Raw genomic sequence first — 25,422 nt, 5'->3', positions numbered from 1 at the left:
TTTTTTAATGAAAGCAATTGAAATAGGTGGCGCCTTGCCAAGCAAAGCGTTTGAAACCCTGCCAAATATTTATTTGGTAGGGCCCATGGGGGCAGGAAAAACAACCGTTGGACGTCATTTAGCCGAACTATTAGGGCGTGAATTTTTAGATAGTGATCATGAAATTGAACGCAAAACAGGTGCCACTATTCCCTGGATTTTTGAGAAAGAAGGGGAGTTTGGATTTCGTACTCGTGAAACAGTAGTGTTAAATGAGTTGACTTCCCGTAGAGCCTTAGTGTTGGCGACAGGTGGAGGTGCAATTACTCAAGCACCCAACCGCGAATTTCTAAAGCAACGTGGTATTGTTGTTTATCTTTACACTCCTGTAGAACTACAATTACAACGAACTTACCGCGATAAAAATAGACCTCTATTACAAGTTGAAAACCCTGAACAAAAATTACGTGATTTGTTAAAAATACGTGATCCTCTATATCGTGAAGTTGCGCATTACACGATTGAAACCAATCAGGGTGCTGCTCGTGATCTTGCTCAAAAGATTTTGCAACTTATTTTGTCCAACCCGCTAAAATAGCCAAACTTACTTGTGGTTTTATAAACTCATGCAAACTTTACATGTTGAATTAGGCGAACGCCGTTATCCTATTTTTATTGGCAGTCAACTTGATCCTAAGCAGTTGCTTGAGCCTTATATTCATGGTCAACAGGTCATGATCGTGAGTAATGAAACGGTCGCTCCTTTATATTTATCTCATTATCAAGAAGCTTTAAAAAGTTTGGGTAAAACTGTAGCGACTTGTATTTTGCCAGATGGTGAGAAATATAAAGATATTCAACATCTAAATTTAATTTTTGATGCTTTACTTGAAGCTGGTTTTAATCGTGATTGTACGGTTTTAGCTTTGGGTGGTGGTGTTATCGGAGATATGGCTGGTTTTGCGTCAGCATGTTTCCAACGTGGGGTTTATTTTATTCAGGTTCCGACTACACTCCTTTCACAAGTAGACTCAAGTGTGGGTGGTAAAACGGGGATTAATCATCCTCTTGGTAAGAACATGTTGGGTGCATTTCAGCAACCTCAAGTTGTTTTGGCTGATATGGCTCAACTCGATACTTTACCAGATCGAGAGTTATCTGCCGGATTATCAGAAGTCATTAAATATGCCTTGTTGGGTGACGCTGATTTTCTTGTTTGGTTAGAGCAGAATATGGATAGGTTAATTGGGCGAGATGCTGAACTTTTAGCAGAAGCTGTCTATCGTTCATGTGCCCATAAAGCGCGAATTGTTGCTAACGATGAAAAAGAGCAAGGCGAACGAGCTTTACTCAACTTAGGGCATACTTTCGGTCATGCGATTGAATCTTACCTTGGCTATGGCACTTGGTTGCATGGTGAAGCAGTAGCAACAGGTATGGTAATGGCTGCTGATTTATCACAACGCTTAGGTTGGATTTCAAGCGATGATGTAGAGCGTACAAAAAAAATTATTCAACGCGCTAATTTGCCGATATCATGTCCAAAAATTCCATTGGATGAATTCCTTGGATATATGGCGCATGATAAAAAAGTTCTCAATGGTCAATTACGTTTAGTGCTGTTAAAGCAACTTGGGCAAGCAGTAATTACTAAAGACTTTGATGTTGAACTCATGAAACAAGCTATTTTGGCAAATCAACACGGATAAAAAATTAAGGTAACACATGACTGTATCACGTACACTTTGGCAGAATGTTCAACAATATATCTGGTTGGTGGGTGGTATCGTCTGCTTGTTGCTCACTTTTATTTTTTGGATAATGACCGATAGTAAAAAGCTGGTTGAAGTTGAAAAATCAGCTGATTCGGATGCCCCAGTGCAAATTCAGCCAGAGAAGGTAGCAACAACGGCTAATTTAGGGGCTTTAGCTGATGAGGTTAGACCTCTTGATTTAACAACCCGTACGGTTGCTTCTGGTCAGCATGAGGCAGAGTTCCGCGGTACAAAATTTATTAATGAAAACAAGAAACAATGGACGCTTGAGCTTTTCCGTGCGTCTGATGAAGATATTATTAAAAACTTTTTAAAAAATCGTCCAGAACGGAATAAATTTATCTACTTCCGTTTAAGCGGAGATAAACAATCTGAACAATATGTTTTGACATATGGTGTATTTAAACGTTCTGAAGATGCAATTCAGCAGTTAACCCAACTTAATCTTGATTTACCTGAATCAATTAAACCCCAACCGCAACAATTTTCGACCTATGCGCCATTAGTCAATGATTTAGGTGCGGATGAAATGAAAGGTGGTATTAGCCAAACTTATGAAGTGCGGTTACGTCCAGCTGCTCTACCTAAAATTGATGAGTCCTTGCTCATAGGGGGCGGTGTGGCTACACAACCTAAAGTGGTGGCTCCAGCCACAAACTCTACAACTCGTACAACCATTATTCGTCGAGATGCTGAGGGGAATGTTGTGGATGTACATCAGTCTAATTCGGCAGTTGATGTGGCTAAAAAGGCTCAACAGAATCGTACAACAGAACCTTCAGTAAAAAATGCAACAAATGAGGGCACAAGAGGGAATTAATTATAAGGATGTATCGCACAAATATGGTGCAATAATAATAAACATATATATTTTTTGATCACATGTGGTGCATAATTAGTCATTTATTAAAATGATAACGCGAATAAAATCGATCTATTTTCAATAATTATAAATACTTAATTGCAAAAAATAACATTGGCATAGTTTTTGCTTTATTCTTGTGCTTATTAATGTGCTGTAAACTATTTTAGCGCTTGAAAGAGTAAATTCTATGCAGGGTCGAGGGGTCGAACTGCTTTAAAAGAGTGCGAAATAAGTCAAAACATTTTTCTAGCAAAAACCAGTGTACGTAAAAATGGAACAGCGTATATTGGCTTATCAGCCCAAAAATTTTTTTTGTGAAACATTGAGCTAACTGTCGTCCGTAGGCACTATCGCAAAAAGAAGTTGTTTGTTTGACGCTCGAAAGAGCCTTATTGAAAGAAGGGTACGCTATGCACATGCCATCGCCTAATACTGTAGCTCCCGCTCAAGGTTTATATCAACCTGATGAGTTTAAGGATAACTGTGGTTTTGGACTGATTGCCCATATGAAGGGTGAATCAAGTCATCATCTAGTTGAAACCGCGATTCACAGTTTAAGTTGCATGACGCACCGTGGTGGTATTGCCGCAGATGGCAAGACGGGAGATGGTTGCGGCTTATTATTGGCGATGCCAAAGCAATTTTTCCGTGATGAAGCAAAAAAACTGAGTGATATTACACTGAGTGAAATTTTTGCTGTGGGTACTGTATTTTTAAATACTGATCCGGCATTAGCGCAACATTCTAAAAATATTTTAACGAAAGAAATCGAGTCAGATGGCCTACGTGTACTGGCTTGGCGTGTTGTCCCTACAAATAACGATGCACTAGGTGAAATTGCGCTTCAATCTTTACCGGCTTTTGAACAGGTCATTGTGAACTGTCCAATGGGCGTGACTGAAGTCGAATTTAACCGTAAATTATTCTTGGCACGTCGTCGTGCAGAACAACAATTACAAAATGATCCGTCATTCTATGTGACTACGCTTTGTTCGACAGTAATCAGCTATAAAGGCTTGATGATGCCGGCTGCAATTGCTGAGTTCTATACAGACTTAGCTGATGAGCGTTTAAAATCACATATCGTGGTATTCCACCAACGCTTCTCCACTAATACATTGCCGCGTTGGCCGTTGGCTCAGCCGTTCCGTTACCTTGCTCATAATGGTGAAATCAACACAATTACAGCAAACCGTAACTGGGCGCTGGCGCGTACTCCTAAATTTGAAAACCCATTATTACCGGGTCTTACTGAGCTTAACCCAATCGTTAACCGTACGGGTTCGGACTCTTCAAGCTTAGATAACATGCTTGAGATCTTAGTAGGTGGTGGTATGGATTTATTCCGTGCCTTACGTATGCTCGTACCACCAGCTTGGCAAAACGTAGAAACTTTAGATGCAGACTTACGCGCATTCTATGAGTTCAACTCTAAACATATGGAAGCTTGGGATGGCCCAGCAGGTCTCGTTATTCAAGATGGCCGTCATGCAATCTGTATGCTTGACCGTAACGGTTTGCGTCCTGCGCGTTGGGTAATTACCAAAAATGATTACATTACCTTGGCATCTGAAATCGGTGTTTGGGGTTATGAGCCTGAAGATGTAGTTTCTAAAGGTCGTGTAGGTCCTGGCCAAATTTTGGTAGTTGATACCTTAACAGGCAAAGTACTTGATACTAAAGATGTTAGTACACATTTGAAAAACATGCGTCCGTACCGTGAGTGGTTACGTGATCATGCGATTCGTTTAAATGCAAACCCAGAACTTGAAGAACAATTAGTCGATAAAGGCTTAACTGGCGACGCTTTAAAAGCGGCTCAAAAAATGTTTATGGTGACATTTGAAGAGCGCGACCAGTTGTTACGTCCAATTGCTGAAAGCGGACAAGAAGCTGTTGGTTCTATGGGTGATGATACGCCAATGGCTGTATTGTCTCGTCAAGTACGCCACGTAACAGATTACTTCCGTCAACAGTTCGCTCAAGTTACGAACCCGCCAATTGACCCGCTACGTGAGTCAATTGTAATGTCGCTTGAAACCTGTTTAGGTCGTGAGCAGAATGTATTTGAGCAAGGCCCTGAGCATGCTGACCGTATCATCATCTCTAGCCCTGTATTGTCAAATTCAAAAATGCAGCAAATCCGTAGCATCGAGCGTCCGGGTTATGAAGCAGTTGATATCAATTTAAACTATGCTGAAGAAGAAGGCTTGCAAGCTGCGATCACGCGTATCTGTGAAGAAGCGGCGCAAGCAGTTCGTGATGGCAAAACTTTAATTGTTTTAACAGACAAAAATATCCGTCAAGGTTTACTGCCAGCAAACGCAGCACTTGCAACAGGTGCGGTACATCATTACCTCATCAAAACTGGCCTGCGTACTGATGCAAACATCATGGTTGAAACTGGTTTTGCACGTGATCCGCACCAATTTGCGGTATTACTAGGTTTCGGTGCAACCGCTGTTTACCCATACCTTGCATATGACGTGATCAATGACTTGATTGCGAAAGGTGAGCTTTTAGGTGACCCAATTCATGCTCAAGCAAACTTCCGTAAAGGTATTGAGAAAGGCTTATTAAAAGTTCTTTCAAAAATGGGTATCTCTACAGTTGCTTCTTATCGTGGCGGTCAGCTATTTGAAGCAGTAGGTTTATCATCAGAAGTGGTAGATCAATGTTTCTTAGGTGTTCCAAGTCGTATTCAGGGTGCAACATTTGCTGATCTTGAAAAAGACCAGAAAAAATTAGCAGCGACAGCTTGGTCAAATCGTAAGCCAATTGATCAGGGTGGTTTGCTCAAATTCGTATTTGATAAAGAGTACCATGCGTTCAACCCAGATGTGATTAACGCATTACACAAAGCCGTTCGCTCTGGTAAATACGAAGACTTTAAAGAATATGCTGAGCTGGTGAATAACCGCCCAGTAGCGACTATTCGTGACTTATTTAAGTTAAAAACAACGAACTCAATTCCAGTTGAATCAGTTGAATCAGTTGAAGATATCTTGCCTCGTTTTGACTCGGCCGGTATGTCTTTAGGCGCTCTTTCTCCAGAAGCACATGAAGCAATTGCAATCGCGATGAACACGATTGGTGGTCGTTCAAACTCTGGTGAAGGCGGTGAAGATCCTGTTCGTTACGGCACAATTCGTAACTCGAAAATCAAACAGATCGCATCTGGTCGTTTTGGTGTAACTCCTGCATACCTAACTTCTGCTGAAGTATTGCAAATTAAAGTTGCTCAGGGTGCAAAACCAGGTGAGGGCGGTCAGTTACCGGGTGGTAAAGTAAATGGCTTAATCGCACGTTTACGTTACTCAGTACCGGGTGTAACGCTAATTTCACCTCCTCCACACCACGACATTTACTCAATTGAAGATTTGTCTCAGTTAATTTTTGACTTGAAGCAAGTTAACCCGAAAGCAATGGTATCTGTGAAATTGGTATCTGAGCCGGGTGTAGGAACAATTGCAGCAGGTGTTGCTAAAGCATATGCGGACTTCATTACCATTTCTGGTTATGACGGTGGTACGGCGGCATCTCCACTTTCTTCAATTCACCATGCAGGTTCTCCATGGGAATTAGGTCTTAGCGAGGCGCATCAAGCACTTCGTGTAAACGACTTACGTGGAAAAGTACGTGTACAAACTGATGGTGGTTTAAAAACTGGTCTTGATGTGATCAAGGCAGCAATTTTAGGCGCTGAAAGTTTCGGCTTTGGTTCAACACCAATGATCGCTCTAGGTTGTAAATACCTCCGTATTTGTCACTTAAATAACTGTGCAACCGGTGTTGCAACTCAACAAGATCATTTACGTCAAGAGCACTATATTGGCGAGCCAGAAATGCTCATCAACTTCTTCCACTTTATTGCGGAAGAAACTCGTGAATGGTTGGCTGCACTAGGTGTTTCTTCATTGAAAGACTTGATTGGTCGTGTTGATTTGCTTGAAGTATTACCGGGCAAGACTGAAAAACATGCTCACCTTGATTTAAGTGCTCTGTTAACTTCTCATCCTTCTGCTGAAGGTAAAGCACAATACTGTCAAGTAGAAGGTAATGCACCATTTGATAAAGGTGTATTGGCTGAGAGAATGGTCGCTGAAATGCTTCCTGCAATTGAGTCAAGCGCTGGTGGTCAGTTCAACTTCAACGTCGTGAACTGTGACCGCTCAATCGGTGCTCGTGTTTCGGGTGAAATTGCTCGTCGCTACGGCAACTTGGGTATGGAAGCTCATCCAGTTGTAATGAACTTAACTGGTACAGCTGGTCAGTCTCTTGGTGTTTGGAATGCTGGTGGTTTACACATCCGTCTTGAAGGTGATGCAAACGACTATGTAGGTAAAGGTATGGCGGGGGGGGGGATTTTGATTTTTCCCCCACCAGGGTCGCCTTTCCCAACACAAAAAAAAGCAAATATTGGTAATACCTGTTTGTATGGTGCAACTGGCGGTAAGCTTTTTGCAGCAGGTACAGCGGGTGAGCGTTTTGCAGTTCGTAACTCTGGCGCATTTGCTGTAATCGAAGGTGCGGGTGATCACTGCTGTGAATATATGACAGGTGGTGTTGTGACTGTACTTGGTAAAGTAGGCCATAACTTTGGTGCGGGCATGACTGGTGGTTTTGCTTATGTACTTGACCTCGATAATGACTTCGTAGATTACTACAACCACGAATTGATTGATTTAAATCGTATCTCAACAGAATCTATGGAAGATCATAAAGAGTTCTTGTTGCGTATTATCGATGAGCATATCAAAGAAACTGGTAGTGCTTGGGCTTATAAAATCCGCAATGAGTTCGATTTCTACAGCCGTAAATTCTGGCTTGTGAAACCAAAAGCTGCTAATTTGCAAACGCTTTTGAAAACAACACAAGCTGACCCACAATAATTCCACGACTGCAAAGACATAGGCAGGTGCGGGCAACAAGGAAATCCGCGCCTACCCACGGAGAGAGACATGGCAGAACGCCTAAATAATGACTTTCAATTTCTGGATGTACCACGTCAAGATCCAGAGAAAAAAGATATTACTGTCCGCAAAGCAGAATTTGTGGAAATTTATAAGCCTTTTACATCGGAAACTGTCACTAATCAGACACACCGTTGTTTAGGCTGTGGTAACCCATATTGCGAATGGAAATGTCCTGTACATAACTACATTCCAAACTGGTTAAAACTGATCGCTGAAGGCCAAATTTTCCAAGCTGCTGAGCTTTGTCACCAAACCAACACATTGCCTGAGGTATGTGGTCGCGTATGCCCACAAGACCGTTTGTGTGAAGGTGCTTGTACCTTAAACGATGGTTTTGGTGCAGTAACCATTGGTAATGCTGAGAAATATATCAATGACACAGCTTTTGCTTTAGGCTGGCGTCCAGATATGTCAGGCGTAAAATGGACTGACAAAAAAGTTGCAATTATTGGTGCTGGTCCTGCTGGTTTAGGCTGTGCGGATATTCTAGCTCGCGGTGGCGTTAAACCAGTTGTATTCGATAAGCGTCCTGAAATTGGTGGCTTACTTACATTCGGTATTCCAGAATTTAAAATGGAAAAAGATGTCATGAAACGCCGCCGTGAAATTTTCACGGGCATGGGCATCGAATTCCGTTTGAATACTGAAATTGGTAAAGACATCACGATTGATGAATTACTTGCAGAATATGATGCAGTATTCATGGGTATGGGAACTTATACCTACATGAAAGGTGGTTTCCCGGGTGAAGATCTTGATGGTGTTTATGATGCACTTGATTTCTTAATCTCTAACGTGAATCGTTGTCAAGGTTGGGAAAAAGATCCAAGTGAATACATTAGCCTAGATGGTAAAAAAGTTATTGTTCTTGGTGGTGGTGATACCGCTATGGACTGTAACCGTACTTCTTTACGCCAAGGTGCTCACGATGTAACTTGTGCATACCGTCGTGATGAAAGCAACATGCCAGGCTCTGCGCGTGAAGTAAAAAATGCCTACGAAGAGGGTGTGAAATTCCTATTCAATCGTCAACCAGTCGAAATTGTTGGTGAAAATGGCAAAGTGACAGGCGTAAAAGTGGTAACGACACAAATGGGGGAACCAGATAGTCGTGGCCGTCGTAGCCCTGAGCCAATTCCGGGTTCTGAAGAAGTATTACCAGCTGATGCAGTTTTACTTGCTTTCGGTTTCCGCCCAAGCCCAGCAGACTGGTTTGGTAATGTGAATATCAATCTTGATGGTTCAGGCCGTGTTGTCGCAGCTGAAAAGCAAGAATTCAAATTCCAGACATCAAACCCGAAAATCTTTGCTGGCGGTGATATGGTGCGTGGCTCAGACCTTGTTGTGACTGCGATTTGGGAAGGTCGTCAAGCTGCTGAAGGGATTTTAGACTACCTGGGTGTTTAATAAATTAATTTGTTAAATAACTGAAAAAAGCCTACTTCAAGTAGGCTTTTTTATTGTCTACCATTAGTCACTTTGATGTTTTTGGCAAATATAATAAGCTTTTTTGCCCTTTTTAGCTTTTTAAGCTCGCGACATACTCGAAACTTCCTTCTTCAATACAGTAGGTGTTGAATATGAACATCGCAGGTATGACGGCAGAAAAATCATATTTAAATCGTCGAAAAGCGTTGGGTATTACAGTGCGTCGTCTTGAGTTTAATCCAAAGGCAATCAAGCGCCACTATTTTGCAAACTCACCCCTCATGTCGCATTTTTTAACTGCACTCTCATCAACGTTTCCGGTGGGTGAGCAATTTTTTGTAAATAGCGTACGTAATGTGCGTGATAAAGTCTCAGATCCTCAGCTACAAGCACAAATTGCGGCGTTTATTGGACAAGAGGCCATGCATTCCAAAGCACATGGTGAATTTAATGAAGCTTGGCGACGTGATGATTATAATCTGGACAGTTTTCAAAATTGGCTAAATGAGCGCGATAAATATTTAAGAACAATCCCACCTAAGCTGCAATTGGCGTTGACCTGTGCATTTGAACATTTCACTGCTTTACTTGGGGGGTATGTCTTACAACATCCAGAGTTATTAAAAACCCTAGATGAAGATGCGCTAAAACTTTGGGTGTGGCATGCGATTGAAGAAATTGAACACCGTTCAGTCGCATTTGATGTCTATCAACATGTATATGGTGATGATCGTATCCGTCGTTTACTCATGCGCAGCGTCACTACAGGATTTGCGAGTCTCGCTTTTTATGGGACAACTCGTTTATTTTGGCAAGATAAATGGAATAGCTTACCTAAAATTGGGGGTAATTTATTTGGATTATATTTGCTGATGAAGATGCTTGTTCAGTTAATGCCTGAATACTTCGCATATTACAAAAAAGACTTTCATCCGAGTCAAAAAGATTATGGCAGGATGGGTAATTATTGGAAAAGTTCTTTAGCAGAAGAATATCAAATGGCAAGTTTTGAGCAAGAAAAAGATCAGCGATTGAGCTAATAGATAACCGGATTTAAAAGTCCGGTTTTTTAAAATCAATAAAATAAAAGCAACACAATAATGCCTAATTCATCATACAATCAGGTAAAGAGGTTAAAAATATAAAGAAAAACTTGAGGATAATGTGACGATGAAAACGTTGAAACAATTTGCGATCGCAACAACACTTGCCAGTACCTTACTGTTTTCGGGATGTGGCTATAACACTCTACAAGTAAAAGATGAGGCTGTAACAGCAGCGTGGTCTGAAGTACAGAACCAATATCAACGTCGATCAGATTTGGTACCAAATCTTGTAAACGTCGTTAAAGGCTATGCTAAGCATGAAGAGCAAGTATTAACCGAAGTAACACAGGCTCGTTCTAATGTTGCAGGTTTAAAAGTTGATAAAGAAGTTTTAGAAGACCCAGCTTTACTTGAAAAATATCAACAGGCTCAAAGTCAATTAACAGGGGCGTTATCTCGACTCATTGCTGTTTCGGAAAATTACCCAGATTTGAAAGCCAATACTCAATTCCAAGAACTACAAGTTCAGCTTGAAGGTACTGAAAACCGTATTGCTGTTGCGCGTAATCGTTATATTACAACAGTACAAGACTATAACTCATATGTGCGTCAGTTCCCGCAGGCAGTAACAGCAAAAGTAATTGGTATGCATCCAAAAGCCAATTTCTCTGCAGAAGCATCTGCACAACAGGCTCCAAAAGTTTCTTTTGATTAATTTTATAAATCAAAGGAGTGCCGTATGAGAAATACTCTATTGCTTCAATCAAAGCAAATTAAGGTCTTTATCTCGACCTTAATTTTGCTCTGTTGTGGTGTTCTTTTTCAGAATACGGCATGGAGTGAAAGTAATATTGCAACTGCTACCGATGAGGGAGACGCAATAGTTGCTGGCAAAATTATTCAAAAGCAACAAACTCAAGTTGCTGCAACTAAAATAGAGGGGCAAGTTGCTTCAAGTCCTGCTCCTCAAGTCCAAGTTGCGAATGATATGGCTGATGGCGAATCAATTCGTGGTTTGCCAACGTTAACCCAGCCTGTGATTGATCAAGCCAATATCTTAAGCGAGGCTGAGAAGCAGCAACTTGATCAAAAAATTCTAAGTTTATACCAACAAGGCAAAGCGCAGATTGGTATTGTGATTGTTCCTACCACTGGCCAAGAAGATATCTTTGATTATGCATTACGTGTTGGTGAAAAATGGCAATTGGGATCATCTAAACGTGATAATGGATTACTCATTGCAGTCGCTGTAAATGACCGCCGTATACAAATACTCACCGGTTATGGCCTAGAAGGTGTGTTGCCAGATATTGTGGCAAGTCGGATCATTCGAAACCAAATTACACCTTATTTTAAACAAGCCCAATATGCACAAGGTTTGAGTGCAGGTATCGATGAAATCGGAAGAATTTTAAATCTTGACCCAGAAGTAGCACAGCAAGCTGCCCAAGATTTAAAAGAACGTCAGCATCAAGCTGCGGAAGAGCAACAAGCCAAGCAGACGACACTGACAATGGCTTTATTTATTCTTGTTGCTGGAATTGTGGGTTCGTTTATTGTTGGTCGTCCGCTTAGTGCATCTACAGCAGGAGTTGCTGCTGCGGTAGCAGGATTTGTAAATGGGGCGGGGCTAGTCACTAGCTTACTACTTGGTTTTGGTATTTTCTTTTTACTTATTACATCAATTGCCCAACTTATTTTACAGGCCATTTTAAGTGGTTCTGGTGGCGGTGGACGTGGAGGAGGCTTCGGCGGAGGTGGCGGAGGCTATGGTGGTGGCGGAGGTCGTTTTGGCGGTGGAGGTGCTTCAGGCTCATGGTAACAACATCAGAAACAACACAAATTATTACTCAACCAAAAATTGAAGAATCTGTAGAGCCAAGTCTAAAACGTTGGTTTAAACATCTATGCTATTTACCTGCTAGTAGTCGTTATTTTTCAAAACAAGATAAGCAAGCTATCGCAGATGCTGTACAGCAAGCAGAACATGGGCATATTGGGGAAATACAGGTTGTAATTGAAGGTCATATTCCAGTGTCACAAGCCTACAGACAGAATACTCGTTTAAGAGCACAGCAGTTATTTGCAGAACTAGGCGTTTGGGATACCGCATTAAATAGCGGCGTATTGTTATACCTAAATTTATGTGAAAGAACAGTAGAAATTATATTTGACCGTGGTATTCGTATTGCGACGAATGATCAAGTCTGGCAACAGATTTGTGAAGCAATAGTACAGAAGCTTAAACAACAACAATATCAACAAGCTGTAGTGATTGGAGTACAACAAATTGGAGAGGTGATGTCACGGTTTTATGACGAAAACATGCCTGATCAATCCAATGAATTAGGGAATGCTCCGATTATTCTTAATTAGCTCGCTTTGTAATATTCTTATATTAGCTAATTTTTATAATTTTACTTTTAAAAGTGACTGACAAAAAATGTCACCTAATTATTTATTTTTAAAGAGATTTTGTTCACATAAATAAACATAAACTTTGAATTGTGTAATTTATTTTTTTTAATGCGTGAAGTGTTTTCATAAAAAATTATATGACATTTTTTGTCAATTACTTACACCGATTTAATGTTTAAGAATAGTTGATTATAATATAAGTGTTTGTTTTTTAATTAAAATAAAAGTTGGCATGGATGCTGCAATATAGTTGATAGCTGAAAAAGCTTATATAAAAACATACATACAATCTTTGGGGAAAAGGCTATGAATGCACAAAAAGGTTTTACATTAATTGAACTCATGATCGTAGTTGCCATTATTGGTATTTTGGCTGCAATTGCGATTCCTGCATACCAAAGCTATATTGCTAAATCACAAGCTTCTGAAGCATTTACATTAGCAGATGGTTTAAAAACAACAATTGCTACTAATTTGCAAGCTGGAACATGTTTTGCTAATGGCGCAGCAACAGCGGCAGCATCTGATTCAGTTACGGGTAAATATGGTAAAGCAGAAATTTTAGCTGATACAACATCTGGTAGTAATGGATGTGGTATTAAATACACATTCAATGCATCAAATGTATCAGCTAAATTGAAAAATGGCGTTATAGGTATGGCTGTAAGTGAAAATGGTGTGTTGAAAAAGTCTACAGTAACAACGACAACTTCTACATTGGTCGAATATTTACCACAATCTTTCTCTGGTTCTTAATTTTAGATCCTTAAAAAGAGAGGTTCTGACCTCTCTTTTTTATTGAAGAAAATAAATATGTTAAAAAAAACTATTCTATTTATTCTAATAGTGATTTATCTTGTCGCAGCTTTATTGGGTTATCAAATTGGTTGGTCAGTTATCCAATATGACGAACTTCGTTTATTACAGTTTCCATTGGCACTATGTGCTTTATTAATTTTAGTTTTTACAAAACAAATAGAATATTCAAATTTCACACAAATTACCTTTTTTCTGATTGGTGTATTAACTGCTATACAGATAACAACTTATAGCATTTTTCAATTTCAAGAACTTTGGTCTGCGATAGCATTACTATTTATATTTTCTGCTTTAGCATATGATTTAAAGAATGTAAAAAATATAGAACATAGCTTAGCATTAGTCGTTTTTTCAGCATTTATTCCTAGTTTATTTATTTTTGTTTCTATTACTAATTTTATTTTCTACAAACAATGGTTTGACTGGCAATTTAACTCTGGCACGATCCGAATTTATGACAGTGTTATCGTACCTATATTCTTTTTTCTAATTTTTTTAAAAAATAAAAACTACCCTTATTTTCATTACTTTTATCCATTTGCTAGTTTCTTTTTTGCTTTAGCATGGTTTTTTGATGGAGCCAGATCCGCCTTACTTGCTGTAGCGACAGGATTGTTGTTTTTCTTTATATACTCTCTAGAAAATCGAAAGCTCATTTTGCAAAGCTGTATTTACATTTTTTTAGCTTTTTTAGTTTATAAAACTACTCTTTATTTCGCTGATAAAAATACTATGTCCGTAATAAGGGCAGGGACATCAATGCGTGCAGAAATGTGGACTTTCGTTTTTGAGCAGTGGAAAGAAAAACCTTGGTCTGGAGTAGGCGGAGGTTATCTCTCAAAAATTCAATATAAATATGGACATCACATACATAACCTATATTTAAGGCTAATTTTTGAATGGGGAATAGTTGGATGTATTTTTTTAGTTTGGATGATATATCAAGTTATTAAGTTGTTCCGAGATAAGAATACTTTACCTATTGCAAAAGCTGGCGTGGTTGCAATTTTAGTTGATGCGATGTTCTCAGGAAGTATGGTTTATCCTGCTTCACAAATGGTCTGTATATTATTTTTAGCATTTGCTTTTTCTCAGCGGCAACAGTCTAAAGAATATTTGAAATATCCCTATAGACTCGCGAAACTATTAATTGCTTTATGGGGAGCTGTCTTCATATACATCACGATCGTTTATTTAGGACAAGATATAATGTGCTGGGGCTGTGGTAGCTATGACGGAAGAATGGTACCAAATTTCTGGTTTTATGGTGCTGCTGAGCACTTGATACCAGCTTCACAAATCCCTTAATTTTTTGAAGTAAATCTTATCAAGATCTTTTCATAGAGAGTTCATACATTTTCTTTTAGGCTTCCATGTATAATTCCCACAAGTTTTGGTCTCTAACCTCTCACTATGCAAGTATTCTTCCTATTTCTCGCTGCAATCCTGTTGGGTTTTGCATGGTTGTCTCCATTTCATTACAGCCCCTGGGTCATGTTCTCAAGTGAAGTCAGCACTTTCGGGGCTGGGTTATGCGTATTAGCTGCCCTAATTCAACAAAATATTAAAATTCCTAGAGCACAGATATTGTTGCTTCCATTTACTTTAATTCCTCTTGTCCAGTGGGGCTTTGGTTTAGTTTTTGATTTAAGTACGGCTTTATTAAGTACATTTTACTTATTAGGTTTTTGGTTTATGGTCTTGGCTGGCTACAACCTATCTTTAGATCAAAAAAAGAGAGATCAAATTTTTTCAGGTTTTAGCTTATTAGTAATTATTACATCGCTATTAACCAGTTTTATAGCAATTTTTCAATGGTTGAATATTGAATCACATTTAATTTATACACTTCATCTGATTGGTAACCGTCCTTACGGAAATTTTGGTCAACCCAACAACATGGCAACATTCTTAATTATTGGGTTGTTAGGATGTTTATATTTATATGAAAAAAATAAAGTAACACTTTGGTTGTTATTGCCTTCAGCACTGATTATTTTGTTCACAATTGCTCTAAGTCAGTCACGAACATCATGGATCGTTTTTCCATTTTTATTCATGTATTGGATAGTTAAACAATTTGGGAAACAAAAAAGATTTGGAGTTTTTCAAGGTTTTTTGTGGTGCGTCGGTTTTTTTCTCATTGCGGGGCTAATCTTACCTTATATCACTCAATTTATTGAATTCTCTACAAATACAGAAATTACTGAAACAAGTTCGTTTGTCGCGCGTGCGGGGTCGGGGCATGAGCGTATAGGGATGTGGATACAAATATTACATGCTATAGCACAGCAGCCATGGTTAGGGTATGGATGGAGTCAAACTAGCGTTGCTGTAGTTGATAGTATCCAATATGGGACAGTGCATATATGGTTTAATAGTGCTCATAATGTGCTACTGGATATCATCATCTGGAATGGTGTCCCATTAGGCGCTGTAATCATTACTTACTTTGTTTTTTGGTTTCTTTGGCTAAATCAACAGGCTAAAAATACTATCTCAATTATAGCGATTATGATGATATCTGCGGTACTTATTCATGCTATGTTTGAGTTTCCACAGCGCTACGCTTATTTTTTGCTTACCTGTGGATTCCTGCTTGGTATAGTACAAGCCGAGACTCCTGTGCTTAAAGGAATTGTCCTCAGTAAACATCTTCTTCGTTTAACATGGGTTGTAGGCTTGCTGCTTATTATTGCAATTCTACGTGATTACAATGTCTATGTTCTGAATAGTAATTTACTTTTTAATAATAAGCGTCCAAACGCTGAATTTATGGGAAGTGATAAAGTTTTTGTTTTAACACAGTTTGAGCAGCGTTTAAAATGGATTGAACTTAATCCTAGAACTACCTTATCTGAAAATGATTTAGTGGAATGGGGAAATTTAGTAAAGAACAAAGCAACTCCATACAACTTACGTAAATACGCAAAATTATTGGCTTATAATGGAAAAGTAGAGCAGGCACAACAGCAGATATTTATTTTGCAGCATCTTTATAAGCAGAAAATAACGCTATCGGAATTACTAAAAGAGAAGTAATAAAAAAATCCCCTTAAGTATAAGGGGATTTTTTTATGAGAAATTACATTTGGCTCTGGATATAATTTTCAATACCTACGCTGCCAATAAGATCAATTTGAGTATCTAGCCAGTCCCAGTATTCTTCTTCTTTTTCTAAAATTTCTTGAACAAGGTCACGGGTGACATAATCTTGCTCTGTTTCAGCTAAAGCAACCGCTTTTTGAATTGCTTCTATATTTTCTTTTACTTTACGAATGTCACAGTGCAGAACTTCTTCTGTGTGTTGACCAATATAAAGCTTACCTAAATGTTGAAGGTTAGGTAGTCCTTCTAAAAATAAAATACGTTCAATGATTTTATCGGCATGTTTCATTTGACGAATTGATTCTTTATATTCCGCAGAGCCAAGCTGCTCAATTCCCCAGTTATTAAACATACGCGAATGTAAAAAGTATTGATTAATTGCAGTTAAATGATGATACAGCACTTGATTGAGCTGATTAATGACATCACGATTGCCTTTCATTGTAGCTACTCCAAAACAATTTCTGCCTCAAACTTAATTAAGGCAATCTATAAATCCATTTTAGTGAACAATCACGGAGATGGCGAGTAATTTATGGAACAGCAAATGAAAATCGCAATCAAAAACAACACAGTATTAGAAAGGATGTTTTTATGTCAAAAAAAACCGCTTGAATGAGGAACTATAAAGGTTCCGCAAAAAGCGGTGGAGGAGTCAATAAATTTTGTTAAATATTAATTTTTATTATGCAGCTACAGAAATGCGAGCAGCGATTTCTGCTAATTCTTCGCTAATGATAGCGCGAGCTTCTGGTGCACAGCGTCCACAGCACGTACCAAGATCAAGCAAGTCGCGAATTTCACGATAGCTTTCAGCGCCATTTTCAATAGCGTCTTTAATATCCTGATCGGTAATGCCACGACACAAGCAAACGTACATGGGAGTGATCCCCAAATATAAATGCGATAATTGATATTATTGATAATTATTATCGTTTGTCAATGAAATTCATTTAAAATCTCATTTATCATTATTGGGATTTTGAATAAAAAAAGACCACCTAAGTGGAAATCCAAGAAGAATTTAGATTTTTATGCAAAGGTGGTTCGTGTTTTAAAAAACTAAATAGTGAAATTTAGATATTTTAATTTTTATATCTTATTGATTAATAATTACAATTCCATCCATTTCTACTAATGCGCCTTTTGGCAAGCTTGCTACACCAAGAGCTGCACGTGCAGGGTAGGGCTGAGCAAAATATTCACCCATAATTTGGTTTACGAGTTGGAAATTTGATAGATCAGTTAAAAAAATATTGAGCTTAGCAATATCTGCAAGTGAACCACCAGCAGCTTCACAAACTGCTTTTAAATTATCAAATACACGGCGAATTTGAGCTTCGATACCTTCTACAAGTTCCATACTGTATGGGTCTAAACCAATTTGCCCTGAAAGATATACCGTATTATCTACTAAAATAGCTTGAGAGTATGTGCCGATAGCAGCAGGGGCATTTTCAGTATGAATGACTTGGCGGGACATTGGGTTCTCCTTGATTAAATCTCTTTCCATCATAATCGATGATAGCTTTTGACAAAAGTATCATCGATTTAATTGATTAAGTGAATTTGGAAAGTTTGATTTTGTTAAGGAAACACAAATCTAGTGAATTGTCTCTATAGAAATTTAGCTTACTTTTGAAATTTCCATTTGCGGAGCAGGAGCGTCTAAACGTTCAATTCGGGGGAAACCATAGTGCATGCGTAAATCACGAATGACTTTTGCAATATGTTTACGGTTATTCACTACAATATTCACAAAAGTTCTTTGCTCATTTGAGTGAACCATCTCTACACCAGCATTGTTTTTACGGCATTGATAAATCAGATCTGATACTTGTTCATCATTCATCGCCATATAAATAGCAAGGTAGGCTGTAAAACGGACATCATCTACATCATCTGCTTTCCATTGAAGTGGCATGATATTTTCAGGGTGTAGATGTTGTTCATGTAGTAAGTTATGACAGCGAATACGATGCACAATTAACCCGCGACGCGTTAAATGTCCTTGGATTGGATCGCCTAAAATTGGATTGCAACAATGTGCATATTTAACGTCAACTCCTTCAGTACTTTGAATAAGTCGATCTGAGTTTTCCACTTGCGGATGTTTATCATGAGCAAACAGGTGGTTTGCTACAAGTTGAGGTAGTAAATCGCCAACCGCAATTTGTTCAAACAATGTATTTTTATTATCGATATGGCGCCATTGCAATAGATCTAGCCAGTCAGCTTCAGAAAGATCATTGATTGAACGGTTAAAAAGTTTCAGTGCACGAGAAAGGGCTTGTGCACCAACTAGACGTTGTTCTTCGATATCTTGATCTTTAAGCACATGCTGTAATGCACGACGCGCTTTTTGCGTATTAATAAAGCTTAGCCAGTCTGGGTTTGGTGTTGCCAAAACATCCGTAATAATCTCGATAACCTGACCGCTAACTAATGGAGTAGAGAGTGGTTTAATCTCTCCATCGACTTTTGCACCAACCGCATGGTTACCTAAAAATAAGCTTGCTGAATAAGCAAAATCAACTACAGTAGCGCCTTGCGGTAGCTCATGCAGTTGACCGTGTGGTGTATATACCCAGATTTTTTCTTGATGTAGATAATCAAGTAAATCATTAAAAGTTGTTTTAGCACATTCACCGTCAATCAATGTATTTAAGTTCTGCATTGAAGCCTGAATGGCAGAGCGGCAAGTTTGCGGCGCATTTTCACCTAACACTACCCCAAAACGGGCAGCTTTACGCATGAGCTCGGTTTGAATGGTAAGAGATAGTGTTGTTTTTTCGCCTTTAAGCTTTATCAGTAAAGACTGATTACCGCCAGGTAGTGGGCGACGAATATGGTCTTGGTACTGGATAACCTGAAAATTTTCTCTTAATGCTTCTTCTAAGCGGTCACAGTCGGCAATGCTTTGTAGAACAATTTCAAAAGCATGACTATGAGTAAGCTCTTGGAGATCCATCTCGTTTTTAACGAAATGGCGTAATAATTCGATATTGTTATTTTTCTTTTTAATACGGCCTTGAATATGATAATTATGCAGAAGTTCAGCGAGGTTTTGTTCCCAAATACTTTGATATTTACAGCGTTCTGGCTTTGTCTGTAGCAGAGCATTCTGAACGTTATCAAACATATCAAGGTCAAGGTTTTGATAGCAAAGATTCTCTAGATTATCGCCCATTTCATTCATGCCGACTAATCTTGCCATCGGTACAAATATATCAAAAGTTTCTTGAGCGATACGGGCTCGTTTATCTGGGCGTAAAGCACCTAGAGTTGTCATATTATGATAGCGATCTGCTAATTTAATAATGATGACACGCGGATCTTGTAAGGTCGCTTGCAGAATTTTTCGGAATGAAGCTGCCTTATTATATTCTTTATCGCTTGATTGGCTAAGTTTGGTTACACCATCTACTAGCTCTGCAACGGTTAGGCCAAACTTCTCAATAATATCTTCTTTTGTATATTGAGTATCTTCAATAACATCATGCAAAAGTGCTGCCATTAAAGTTTCAGCATCTAAACGCATGTTTGCAAGAATACAGCTTACAGCAATCGGATGCAGAATATAGGGTTCGCCACTTTTACGCGTAATGCCAGTGTGCGCTAGATCGGCAAAATCGCAGGCAGCAAGCACTTTTTCGACTTCGCTTACCGATAAGTAAGGGTCGATAATTAATTTGAGCTGTTGCTTGGCTTGGCTGACCTCTTCGCCTGGCATAAATCACCCTTTTTCCTATTGCTGAAAAACTAAATCTATCTGCTTCTTAATGAAAAGCATATTGCGGAACTTGTCAATTTTTTCATTTGAAAAAGTGTATTTTTTTTTCAATGAAAATAATTGCTTTTCTCAATATGTTTAAATATGGGACAAAGCCAAATAAAAAACCATCGCAGAAAAACGATGGTTTTTTTATGAAACAGGGTGAATTAGAAAGAAAAACCTTCTAAATTCAAGCTGTTTGTAGAAAGGGCAAGATCAAGACTAGAAGTTTGGTAATCTTGCTCACGTTGTTTAAGAATTTCTTTCGTAACGTGCCCAGCCGCGATTTCGCGCAAAGAAACTACAGTCGGTTTGTCGTTATCCCATTCTACAGTTGGCTCCATGCCTTGACGTGCCAATTGACGAGCACGTTTACTTGCAACGAGCACAAGCTCAAAACGGTTGTCTACATGATCTAAACAATCTTCAACGGTGACGCGTGCCATAAAAGTTCTCGTTTTGGAATGGTGAATTTGAACAGACTAAATAGTATAAAAGGCTTTCGATCTAGACTCAAGTTATTCCTGTTTTGGTTGAGGAGTAATCAAGTCCTGAATTAAAGTTTGATGACGTTTTGCTTGCTGAGATAGCACCAAACGGTTCGCTGTAATCACAGCTTCAAGCTCATGTAAGGCTTTATTAAAATCATCATTAATAATGATGTAATCAAAGTTCGTGTAGTGCTGCATATCTTCTACTGCACAGCTTAAACGATGCTCAATGACTTCAACTGAGTCAGTGCCGCGATTAGATAAACGCTGACGTAGATCAAATTGAGTTGGAGGTAAAATAAATATTTGCTTGGATTCAGGGAAAAGCTTGCGGACTTGTTCTGCACCTTGCCAATCAATTTCAAGTAAGACATCGTGTCCTTGAGCTAACTGTTGTTTTACCGTAGCTTGAGAAGTGCCATAGTAGTTACCAAATACTTCAGCGTATTCGATAAAGCCATCATGGTTGACTTGGTCTAGAAATTCATCTTTTGTAGTGAAGTGATAGTGAACACCATCTAACTCACCGGGACGTTGACCTCGGGTTGTATGCGAGACTGAAACATGTAAATTGCTCACACGGTCAAGCAGGGCTTTTACCAAAGATGTTTTGCCCGTTCCTGATGCAGCAGAAACGACAAACAATAGACCCGACATGATATTTTTCCTGATATGATAAAATATCTTCGCTATTGTAGTGTACCGTGCGTTTAAACTGAATAGTTTTAATTGCAAATATTCAAGAGAAATTCCCCTGTTTTATTAATTTTGAGGCTGTTATGGAAATTGTGTTAGCTAATCCGCGTGGTTTTTGTGCCGGTGTTGATCGAGCCATAGCAATCGTCAATCGGGCTTTAGAATGTTTCAATCCTCCTATTTATGTACGTCATGAAGTTGTACACAATAAATTTGTGGTAGATGACTTGCGTCAAAGAGGGGCCGTTTTTGTTGATGAACTAGATCAGGTTCCAGATGATTCAATTGTAATTTTTAGTGCGCACGGTGTTTCAAAAGCAGTTCAACAAGAAGCTGAACGCAGAGGCTTAAAAGTTTTCGATGCGACTTGTCCTTTAGTGACTAAAGTTCATATTGAAGTGACTAAATATGCGCGTGAAGGTACTGAAGCTATTTTAATTGGTCATGAAGGGCACCCAGAAGTCGAAGGCACAATGGGGCAATATGACAAATTAAAAGGCGGTGATATTTATCTGGTTGAAGATGAAGAAGATGTCGCTGCACTTACCGTACGACATCCTGAAAAACTTGCTTTCGTAACACAAACAACGCTTTCTATTGATGATACAGCTAAAGTTATTGATGCTTTGCGTGCTAAATTTCCGCATATTCAGGGTCCACGTAAAGATGACATTTGCTACGCTACTCAAAACAGACAAGATGCTGTACGTGATTTAGCTGAGAAGTGTGATGTCGTATTGGTTGTAGGTTCACCTAACTCATCAAACTCAAATCGATTACGTGAGCTTGCAGAGCGTATGGGTAAAGCCGCTTACCTTGTAGATAATGCTGATCAGTTAGAGCAGTCATGGTTCAATGAGACATGTAAAATTGGTGTTACTGCTGGCGCCTCTGCACCAGAAATCTTGATTAAACAAGTGATTCAACGTTTACAAGATTGGGGTGCTCAAGCACCGAAAGAATTAGATGGGCGTGAAGAGAATATAACCTTTAGTCTTCCTAAAGAATTACGCATTCATGTGACTCAAGCGTAAAGTGTGATGTATTTAACATACTGATTTTATAAATTTAAACAGATAATTGTTGATATGACAGTTATCTGTTTTTTTATACCCTTTATCTGCTTTGTATTTGTTTTGTAAACATAAGACGTAAAATTTAATTAATAAATAAAAAATTTTAAAGTTTATTTGGGGTGTGGGGATGAGGGGAATTATTCCGCAAGACGGGTTCACCTTGGTTGAGCTTATGGTGACGATTGCGGTCATGGCTATTATCGCGATGATGGCTGCACCATCTATGTCGAATTTATTAGAAAGCAAACGACTAGATGGAAACCAACGAGATCTAATCAATACTTTATCGGAAGCAAAGAGCCAAGCCATACTTGGTCGACAAGACGTTTCTATTAATCTGAATTCAACAGCTTTAAATACTCCCACTTCCTTGAATTGGAAAGCTGATTCCAATAACAGTCTTGAACTTAAAAATATCGCTGCTGATGGTGCGCAGAGTTCATTAACAGCGACGACTTTAACTTTTAATGCGAATGGGGTGATAACCAATATCACCCAAGATACACTTTTATCTATTTGTAATTCAAAAATAAATAAAAAGAAAATTCTTATTTTAACAAAGCTTGGCACATTAATTTTTAAAGCTGAGGAGACATGTTAATGCAGGGCTCTAAACGAAAAGCTCAAGTTGGGGTGGGTTTATTAGAAGTGTTGGTTGCCTTAATTTTAATTGCGATAGGGGTTTTAGGATATGTTGCCTTGCAAGTTCGGGCTATGGATGCTTCTTCAGAGGCATTAAGTAAATCTCAAGCGATTATGATCATGAGAGGATTAGCAGAAAACATTCGCGTAAATAGTTCTCAAGCTAGTCAGTATCCCGCATTTGTCCGTAGTTATAGCAATTATTCATCTACCACCGCAGCTCCTACGTTGTGTTTCAATGCAGCTTGTACACCTTCTCAGCTTGCGCAATTTGATGCATATCAAGCAGCAAGAAATGCTGATCAACTTGGCATGAAAATCACAATGTCAAATTGCCCAGGGGTTACAAACACGATGGCCCAGCAGAGGCAATGTCTTTTTGTTTTTTGGGGAAAAACCGCTCCAGTAATTACAACAAATGAGGGAGTCACGAGCGCGGATGTGTCGAGCTGTATGAGTACAAATGGCGTTTATGTCAATAATTCGAACTGTTTAATGATGGAGGCATATTAATGGCTCACTCATTTGTATCATGGAAGCAGCGAGGCTTTACATTAATTGAGCTGATGGTTGCATTGGCTTTAGGTCTAATTTTGGTAGCCGCGGCGACTCAATTATTTATTGGTGGACTTCTATCAAGCCGTCTACAAAAAGCAAATGCTGAAATACAAGATAGCGGTATTTTTGGTTTGGAATATATTGCCCGTGATATAAGGCTTCTAAATTATGGAAATGTAACCAACCCAATATTAACTGATACGACCCCTTGGGGCGGTGTTGTATTAACTGGCTCAACTGCAACCAATAGTAACAATGTTAATTTTGTTCCTAACGTTGGAACAAATATCTATATTGCTGACACATTACTTAGTCGTGGTGCAGGGGATACGGTGAGTACTGTGAGTAATCACTGGAAAGGTCTTTCAAATATACAGAACAGTTCAGATGCTGCTGTGCAAAGTGATCAGCTGACTATCCAATTTATTGCACCTACGAATATGACCAATTGTGAAGGTGTAAATGTACTTGCAGGTGATTTAATTGTAGAGCGTTATTTTTTACGTCTGGATAGCAATGGTAGTTCCCAGCAAGACTATGCACTTGCATGTGATGCAAATACTCCCTCTGCTGTAGCCACAGCTCAACCGACCACTGTTGCTGGGTTAGGCGACGCTGGTCAAATTGTATTGCCGCGTATTGACCATTTCCATGTGCTGTTTGGTGCAAAAAATGCGGCTGGCAATTTTGCTTATTATACCATTCCCCAATATCGCGCTGCTGCACAGGCTGCCCGAGATGCCACACCATCTGTGATGCCGCCACGAATTCTTTCAATACAAATATCTGTATTAGCGCGCTCTACTAATAATGCCCAAAGCAAAGCAATAGATCCTGAGCAATCTTTTTTTATGTTAGATCAAACCGTGCATGCTTCTGATAATACAACTCGATTCTTACGCCGCACTTATAACTTAACAATTGCTCTACGCAACGCGATGGGGGAAAGTCTATGACCCATTTAATTCATAAGAGTAGATCTAAGGAAAAAGGGGCAACCCTTATTGTTGTGCTTATTATTTTATTGATTGTTATTTCTGTAGGCGTTTTAGCAATAAGAGTGGCTATTGTTTCTTTAAAAGTTGCTACCAATAGCCAAGTGAGCCAATTAAATTTTCAGTCATCTGACACTCCTTTAGAACTCATTGTGCAGATGAATCCTACCACCCTAACTAATATTACTAATGTGATTGGTGCCGCGCTTAAAGAGCATGAAAGTAATCCCGGTGCGGAATACAACTTTTGTTATAAGCCTGTTTCTACAGCAACAAATTTTGCTCAGACCAGAGGTGCAAGTTTACTTCGAGCAGGAAGCGCTAATAATGCAGTCGTTGAAGATGGCGGCGTGGCGGGGTTCTGCGATTTAACAAGTGACTATGGTAGTAATCGTCAAGCAGTGGTTACCCAAGTTGCTGTAAGTGTTCCAACAGATGCTGCTAGCGATATTCCAGGCTCAAATTTACCAAGAGGAACAAACACCTCGGAAGGTACGCAACTACCTAAAAGCATGTTGTCTACACAACGTATTCGAGTGATTACAACTGCTTTTTTGCCAGCCTATGCATCTACCTCTATTGAAACTTTACAAAGAGATTGCTTAAGCACGAGTTCGGCAAAAATTAGCGACAATTTTGATACCGCATTAACGGCTAAACAAACATTGGCGGAGTGTTTGGCAAATCATAACGTGCCTTTTAGTACTCAAGTTCAAGAATTTAACTATACCAATAAACTCACTCAAATTATGGCACCAGGTTCATAACGGGGAAT

The 25,422-nt window shown here is 39.1% G+C and carries 23 protein-coding genes and 2 pseudogenes; 18 read left to right on the top strand and 7 right to left on the bottom strand.

Features of this window, described 5'->3' with window-relative positions; all coding sequences use genetic code 11:
• The first annotated feature begins 7 nt into the window (after positions 1–7).
• The 12 genes from aroK to J663_RS07615 all read left to right on the top strand — a co-directional run bounded on the left by aroK (position 8) and on the right by J663_RS07615 (position 16,348).
• Positions 8–577, top strand: coding sequence for a shikimate kinase AroK (gene aroK / locus J663_RS07670; protein WP_032004887.1), 570 nt, complete (start codon positions 8–10; stop codon positions 575–577).
• Between the two features lie 28 nt (positions 578–605).
• Positions 606–1,688 carry a 3-dehydroquinate synthase gene (aroB, locus tag J663_RS07665; RefSeq protein ID WP_033848897.1) on the top strand — a complete coding sequence of 361 codons (1,083 nt, stop codon included), beginning with the start codon at positions 606–608 and terminating at the stop codon, positions 1,686–1,688.
• Between the two features lie 16 nt (positions 1,689–1,704).
• Positions 1,705–2,574 (top strand): hypothetical protein, encoded by an 870-nt coding sequence (locus tag J663_RS07660; protein ID WP_033848895.1) that lies wholly within the window; start codon positions 1,705–1,707, stop codon positions 2,572–2,574.
• A gap of 461 nt (positions 2,575–3,035) precedes the next feature.
• Positions 3,036–7,511, top strand: coding sequence for a glutamate synthase large subunit (gene gltB, locus J663_RS07655; protein WP_171073662.1), 4,476 nt, complete (start codon positions 3,036–3,038; stop codon positions 7,509–7,511).
• 69 nt (positions 7,512–7,580) lie between these two features.
• Entirely contained in the window at positions 7,581–9,002 is a 1,422-nt protein-coding gene (locus J663_RS07650) for a glutamate synthase subunit beta (protein ID WP_002117101.1), read from the top strand.
• A gap of 173 nt (positions 9,003–9,175) precedes the next feature.
• On the top strand, positions 9,176–10,063 hold the full coding sequence (locus tag J663_RS07645; protein WP_032057255.1) for a metal-dependent hydrolase: 888 nt from the start codon (positions 9,176–9,178) through the stop codon (positions 10,061–10,063).
• Between the two features lie 130 nt (positions 10,064–10,193).
• On the top strand, positions 10,194–10,784 hold the full coding sequence (locus J663_RS07640; protein ID WP_002117090.1) for a LemA family protein: 591 nt from the start codon (positions 10,194–10,196) through the stop codon (positions 10,782–10,784).
• A gap of 24 nt (positions 10,785–10,808) precedes the next feature.
• Positions 10,809–11,891: a TPM domain-containing protein gene (locus J663_RS07635; protein ID WP_033848889.1), complete on the top strand. Its 1,083-nt coding sequence runs from the start codon at positions 10,809–10,811 to the stop codon at positions 11,889–11,891.
• A complete protein-coding gene (locus tag J663_RS07630; protein ID WP_033848888.1) occupies positions 11,885–12,445 on the top strand; it encodes a TPM domain-containing protein in 561 nt (186 codons plus the stop codon). The genes J663_RS07635 and J663_RS07630 overlap by 7 nt, the downstream gene beginning before the upstream one ends.
• Positions 12,446–12,793: 348 nt before the next feature.
• Positions 12,794–13,243, top strand: a complete 450-nt coding sequence (locus tag J663_RS07625; protein ID WP_033848887.1) for a prepilin-type N-terminal cleavage/methylation domain-containing protein — start codon at positions 12,794–12,796, stop codon at positions 13,241–13,243.
• A gap of 57 nt (positions 13,244–13,300) precedes the next feature.
• Positions 13,301–14,614, top strand: coding sequence for an O-antigen ligase family protein (locus J663_RS07620; protein ID WP_033848885.1), 1,314 nt, complete (start codon positions 13,301–13,303; stop codon positions 14,612–14,614).
• Between the two features lie 105 nt (positions 14,615–14,719).
• A complete protein-coding gene (locus J663_RS07615; protein WP_033848882.1) occupies positions 14,720–16,348 on the top strand; it encodes a PglL family O-oligosaccharyltransferase in 1,629 nt (542 codons plus the stop codon).
• Between the two features lie 43 nt (positions 16,349–16,391).
• Here the strand turns inward: J663_RS07615 and bfr are convergent, their stop codons facing one another.
• Both bfr and J663_RS07605 read right to left on the bottom strand, forming a co-directional pair.
• The gene (bfr, locus tag J663_RS07610; protein WP_033848880.1) at positions 16,392–16,856 is read right to left on the bottom strand and encodes a heteropolymeric bacterioferritin subunit Bfr; all 465 of its coding nucleotides are present in this window, start codon (positions 16,854–16,856) and stop codon (positions 16,392–16,394) included.
• 243 nt (positions 16,857–17,099) lie between these two features.
• Entirely contained in the window at positions 17,100–17,294 is a 195-nt protein-coding gene (locus J663_RS07605) for a bacterioferritin-associated ferredoxin (RefSeq protein ID WP_000289091.1), read from the bottom strand.
• Between the two features lie 102 nt (positions 17,295–17,396).
• On the opposite strand from J663_RS07605, the pseudogene J663_RS19575 reads away from it, so the two are divergent.
• A pseudogene (locus J663_RS19575) lies at positions 17,397–17,474 on the top strand (hypothetical protein); the annotation flags it as partial.
• A 39-nt stretch (positions 17,475–17,513) separates the two neighbouring features.
• On the opposite strand, the gene J663_RS07600 reads toward J663_RS19575, so the two are convergent.
• The 5 genes and pseudogenes from J663_RS07600 to gmk form a co-directional block, all read right to left on the bottom strand.
• A complete protein-coding gene (locus J663_RS07600; protein WP_033848879.1) occupies positions 17,514–17,897 on the bottom strand; it encodes a RidA family protein in 384 nt (127 codons plus the stop codon).
• 144 nt (positions 17,898–18,041) lie between these two features.
• Entirely contained in the window at positions 18,042–20,147 is a 2,106-nt protein-coding gene (locus J663_RS07595) for a RelA/SpoT family protein (protein WP_002116807.1), read from the bottom strand.
• A gap of 15 nt (positions 20,148–20,162) precedes the next feature.
• Positions 20,163–20,318 (bottom strand): annotated as a pseudogene (locus J663_RS19305) (hypothetical protein).
• A 38-nt stretch (positions 20,319–20,356) separates the two neighbouring features.
• Entirely contained in the window at positions 20,357–20,635 is a 279-nt protein-coding gene (gene rpoZ / locus J663_RS07590; RefSeq protein WP_002116990.1) for a DNA-directed RNA polymerase subunit omega, read from the bottom strand.
• A 72-nt stretch (positions 20,636–20,707) separates the two neighbouring features.
• On the bottom strand, positions 20,708–21,337 hold the full coding sequence (gene gmk / locus J663_RS07585) for a guanylate kinase (protein ID WP_002116973.1): 630 nt from the start codon (positions 21,335–21,337) through the stop codon (positions 20,708–20,710).
• 122 nt (positions 21,338–21,459) lie between these two features.
• Here gmk and ispH point away from each other — a divergent pair, with 122 nt between their 5' ends.
• From ispH to J663_RS07560, 5 genes are all read left to right on the top strand, one after another.
• Positions 21,460–22,410 carry a 4-hydroxy-3-methylbut-2-enyl diphosphate reductase gene (gene ispH, locus J663_RS07580; protein WP_002116992.1) on the top strand — a complete coding sequence of 317 codons (951 nt, stop codon included), beginning with the start codon at positions 21,460–21,462 and terminating at the stop codon, positions 22,408–22,410.
• Positions 22,411–22,579: 169 nt separating this feature from the next.
• The gene (locus J663_RS07575) at positions 22,580–23,053 is read left to right on the top strand and encodes a pilus assembly FimT family protein (RefSeq protein ID WP_033848876.1); all 474 of its coding nucleotides are present in this window, start codon (positions 22,580–22,582) and stop codon (positions 23,051–23,053) included.
• Positions 23,047–23,607 (top strand): type IV pilus modification protein PilV, encoded by a 561-nt coding sequence (gene pilV / locus J663_RS07570; RefSeq protein WP_081404668.1) that lies wholly within the window; start codon positions 23,047–23,049, stop codon positions 23,605–23,607. Before J663_RS07575 ends, pilV begins: the two co-directional genes overlap by 7 nt.
• Positions 23,607–24,608 (top strand): PilW family protein, encoded by a 1,002-nt coding sequence (locus J663_RS07565; protein WP_033848872.1) that lies wholly within the window; start codon positions 23,607–23,609, stop codon positions 24,606–24,608. The genes pilV and J663_RS07565 overlap by 1 nt, the downstream gene beginning before the upstream one ends.
• Positions 24,605–25,414 carry a PilX N-terminal domain-containing pilus assembly protein gene (locus J663_RS07560; protein WP_033848869.1) on the top strand — a complete coding sequence of 270 codons (810 nt, stop codon included), beginning with the start codon at positions 24,605–24,607 and terminating at the stop codon, positions 25,412–25,414. The genes J663_RS07565 and J663_RS07560 overlap by 4 nt, the downstream gene beginning before the upstream one ends.
• The last annotated feature ends 8 nt before the right edge of the window (positions 25,415–25,422 follow it).

This window comes from Acinetobacter sp. 826659 (assembly GCF_000588515.1).
GTDB classification, from domain to species: domain Bacteria; phylum Pseudomonadota; class Gammaproteobacteria; order Pseudomonadales; family Moraxellaceae; genus Acinetobacter; species Acinetobacter pittii.
This window is presented reverse-complemented; position numbering and strand designations above follow the sequence as displayed.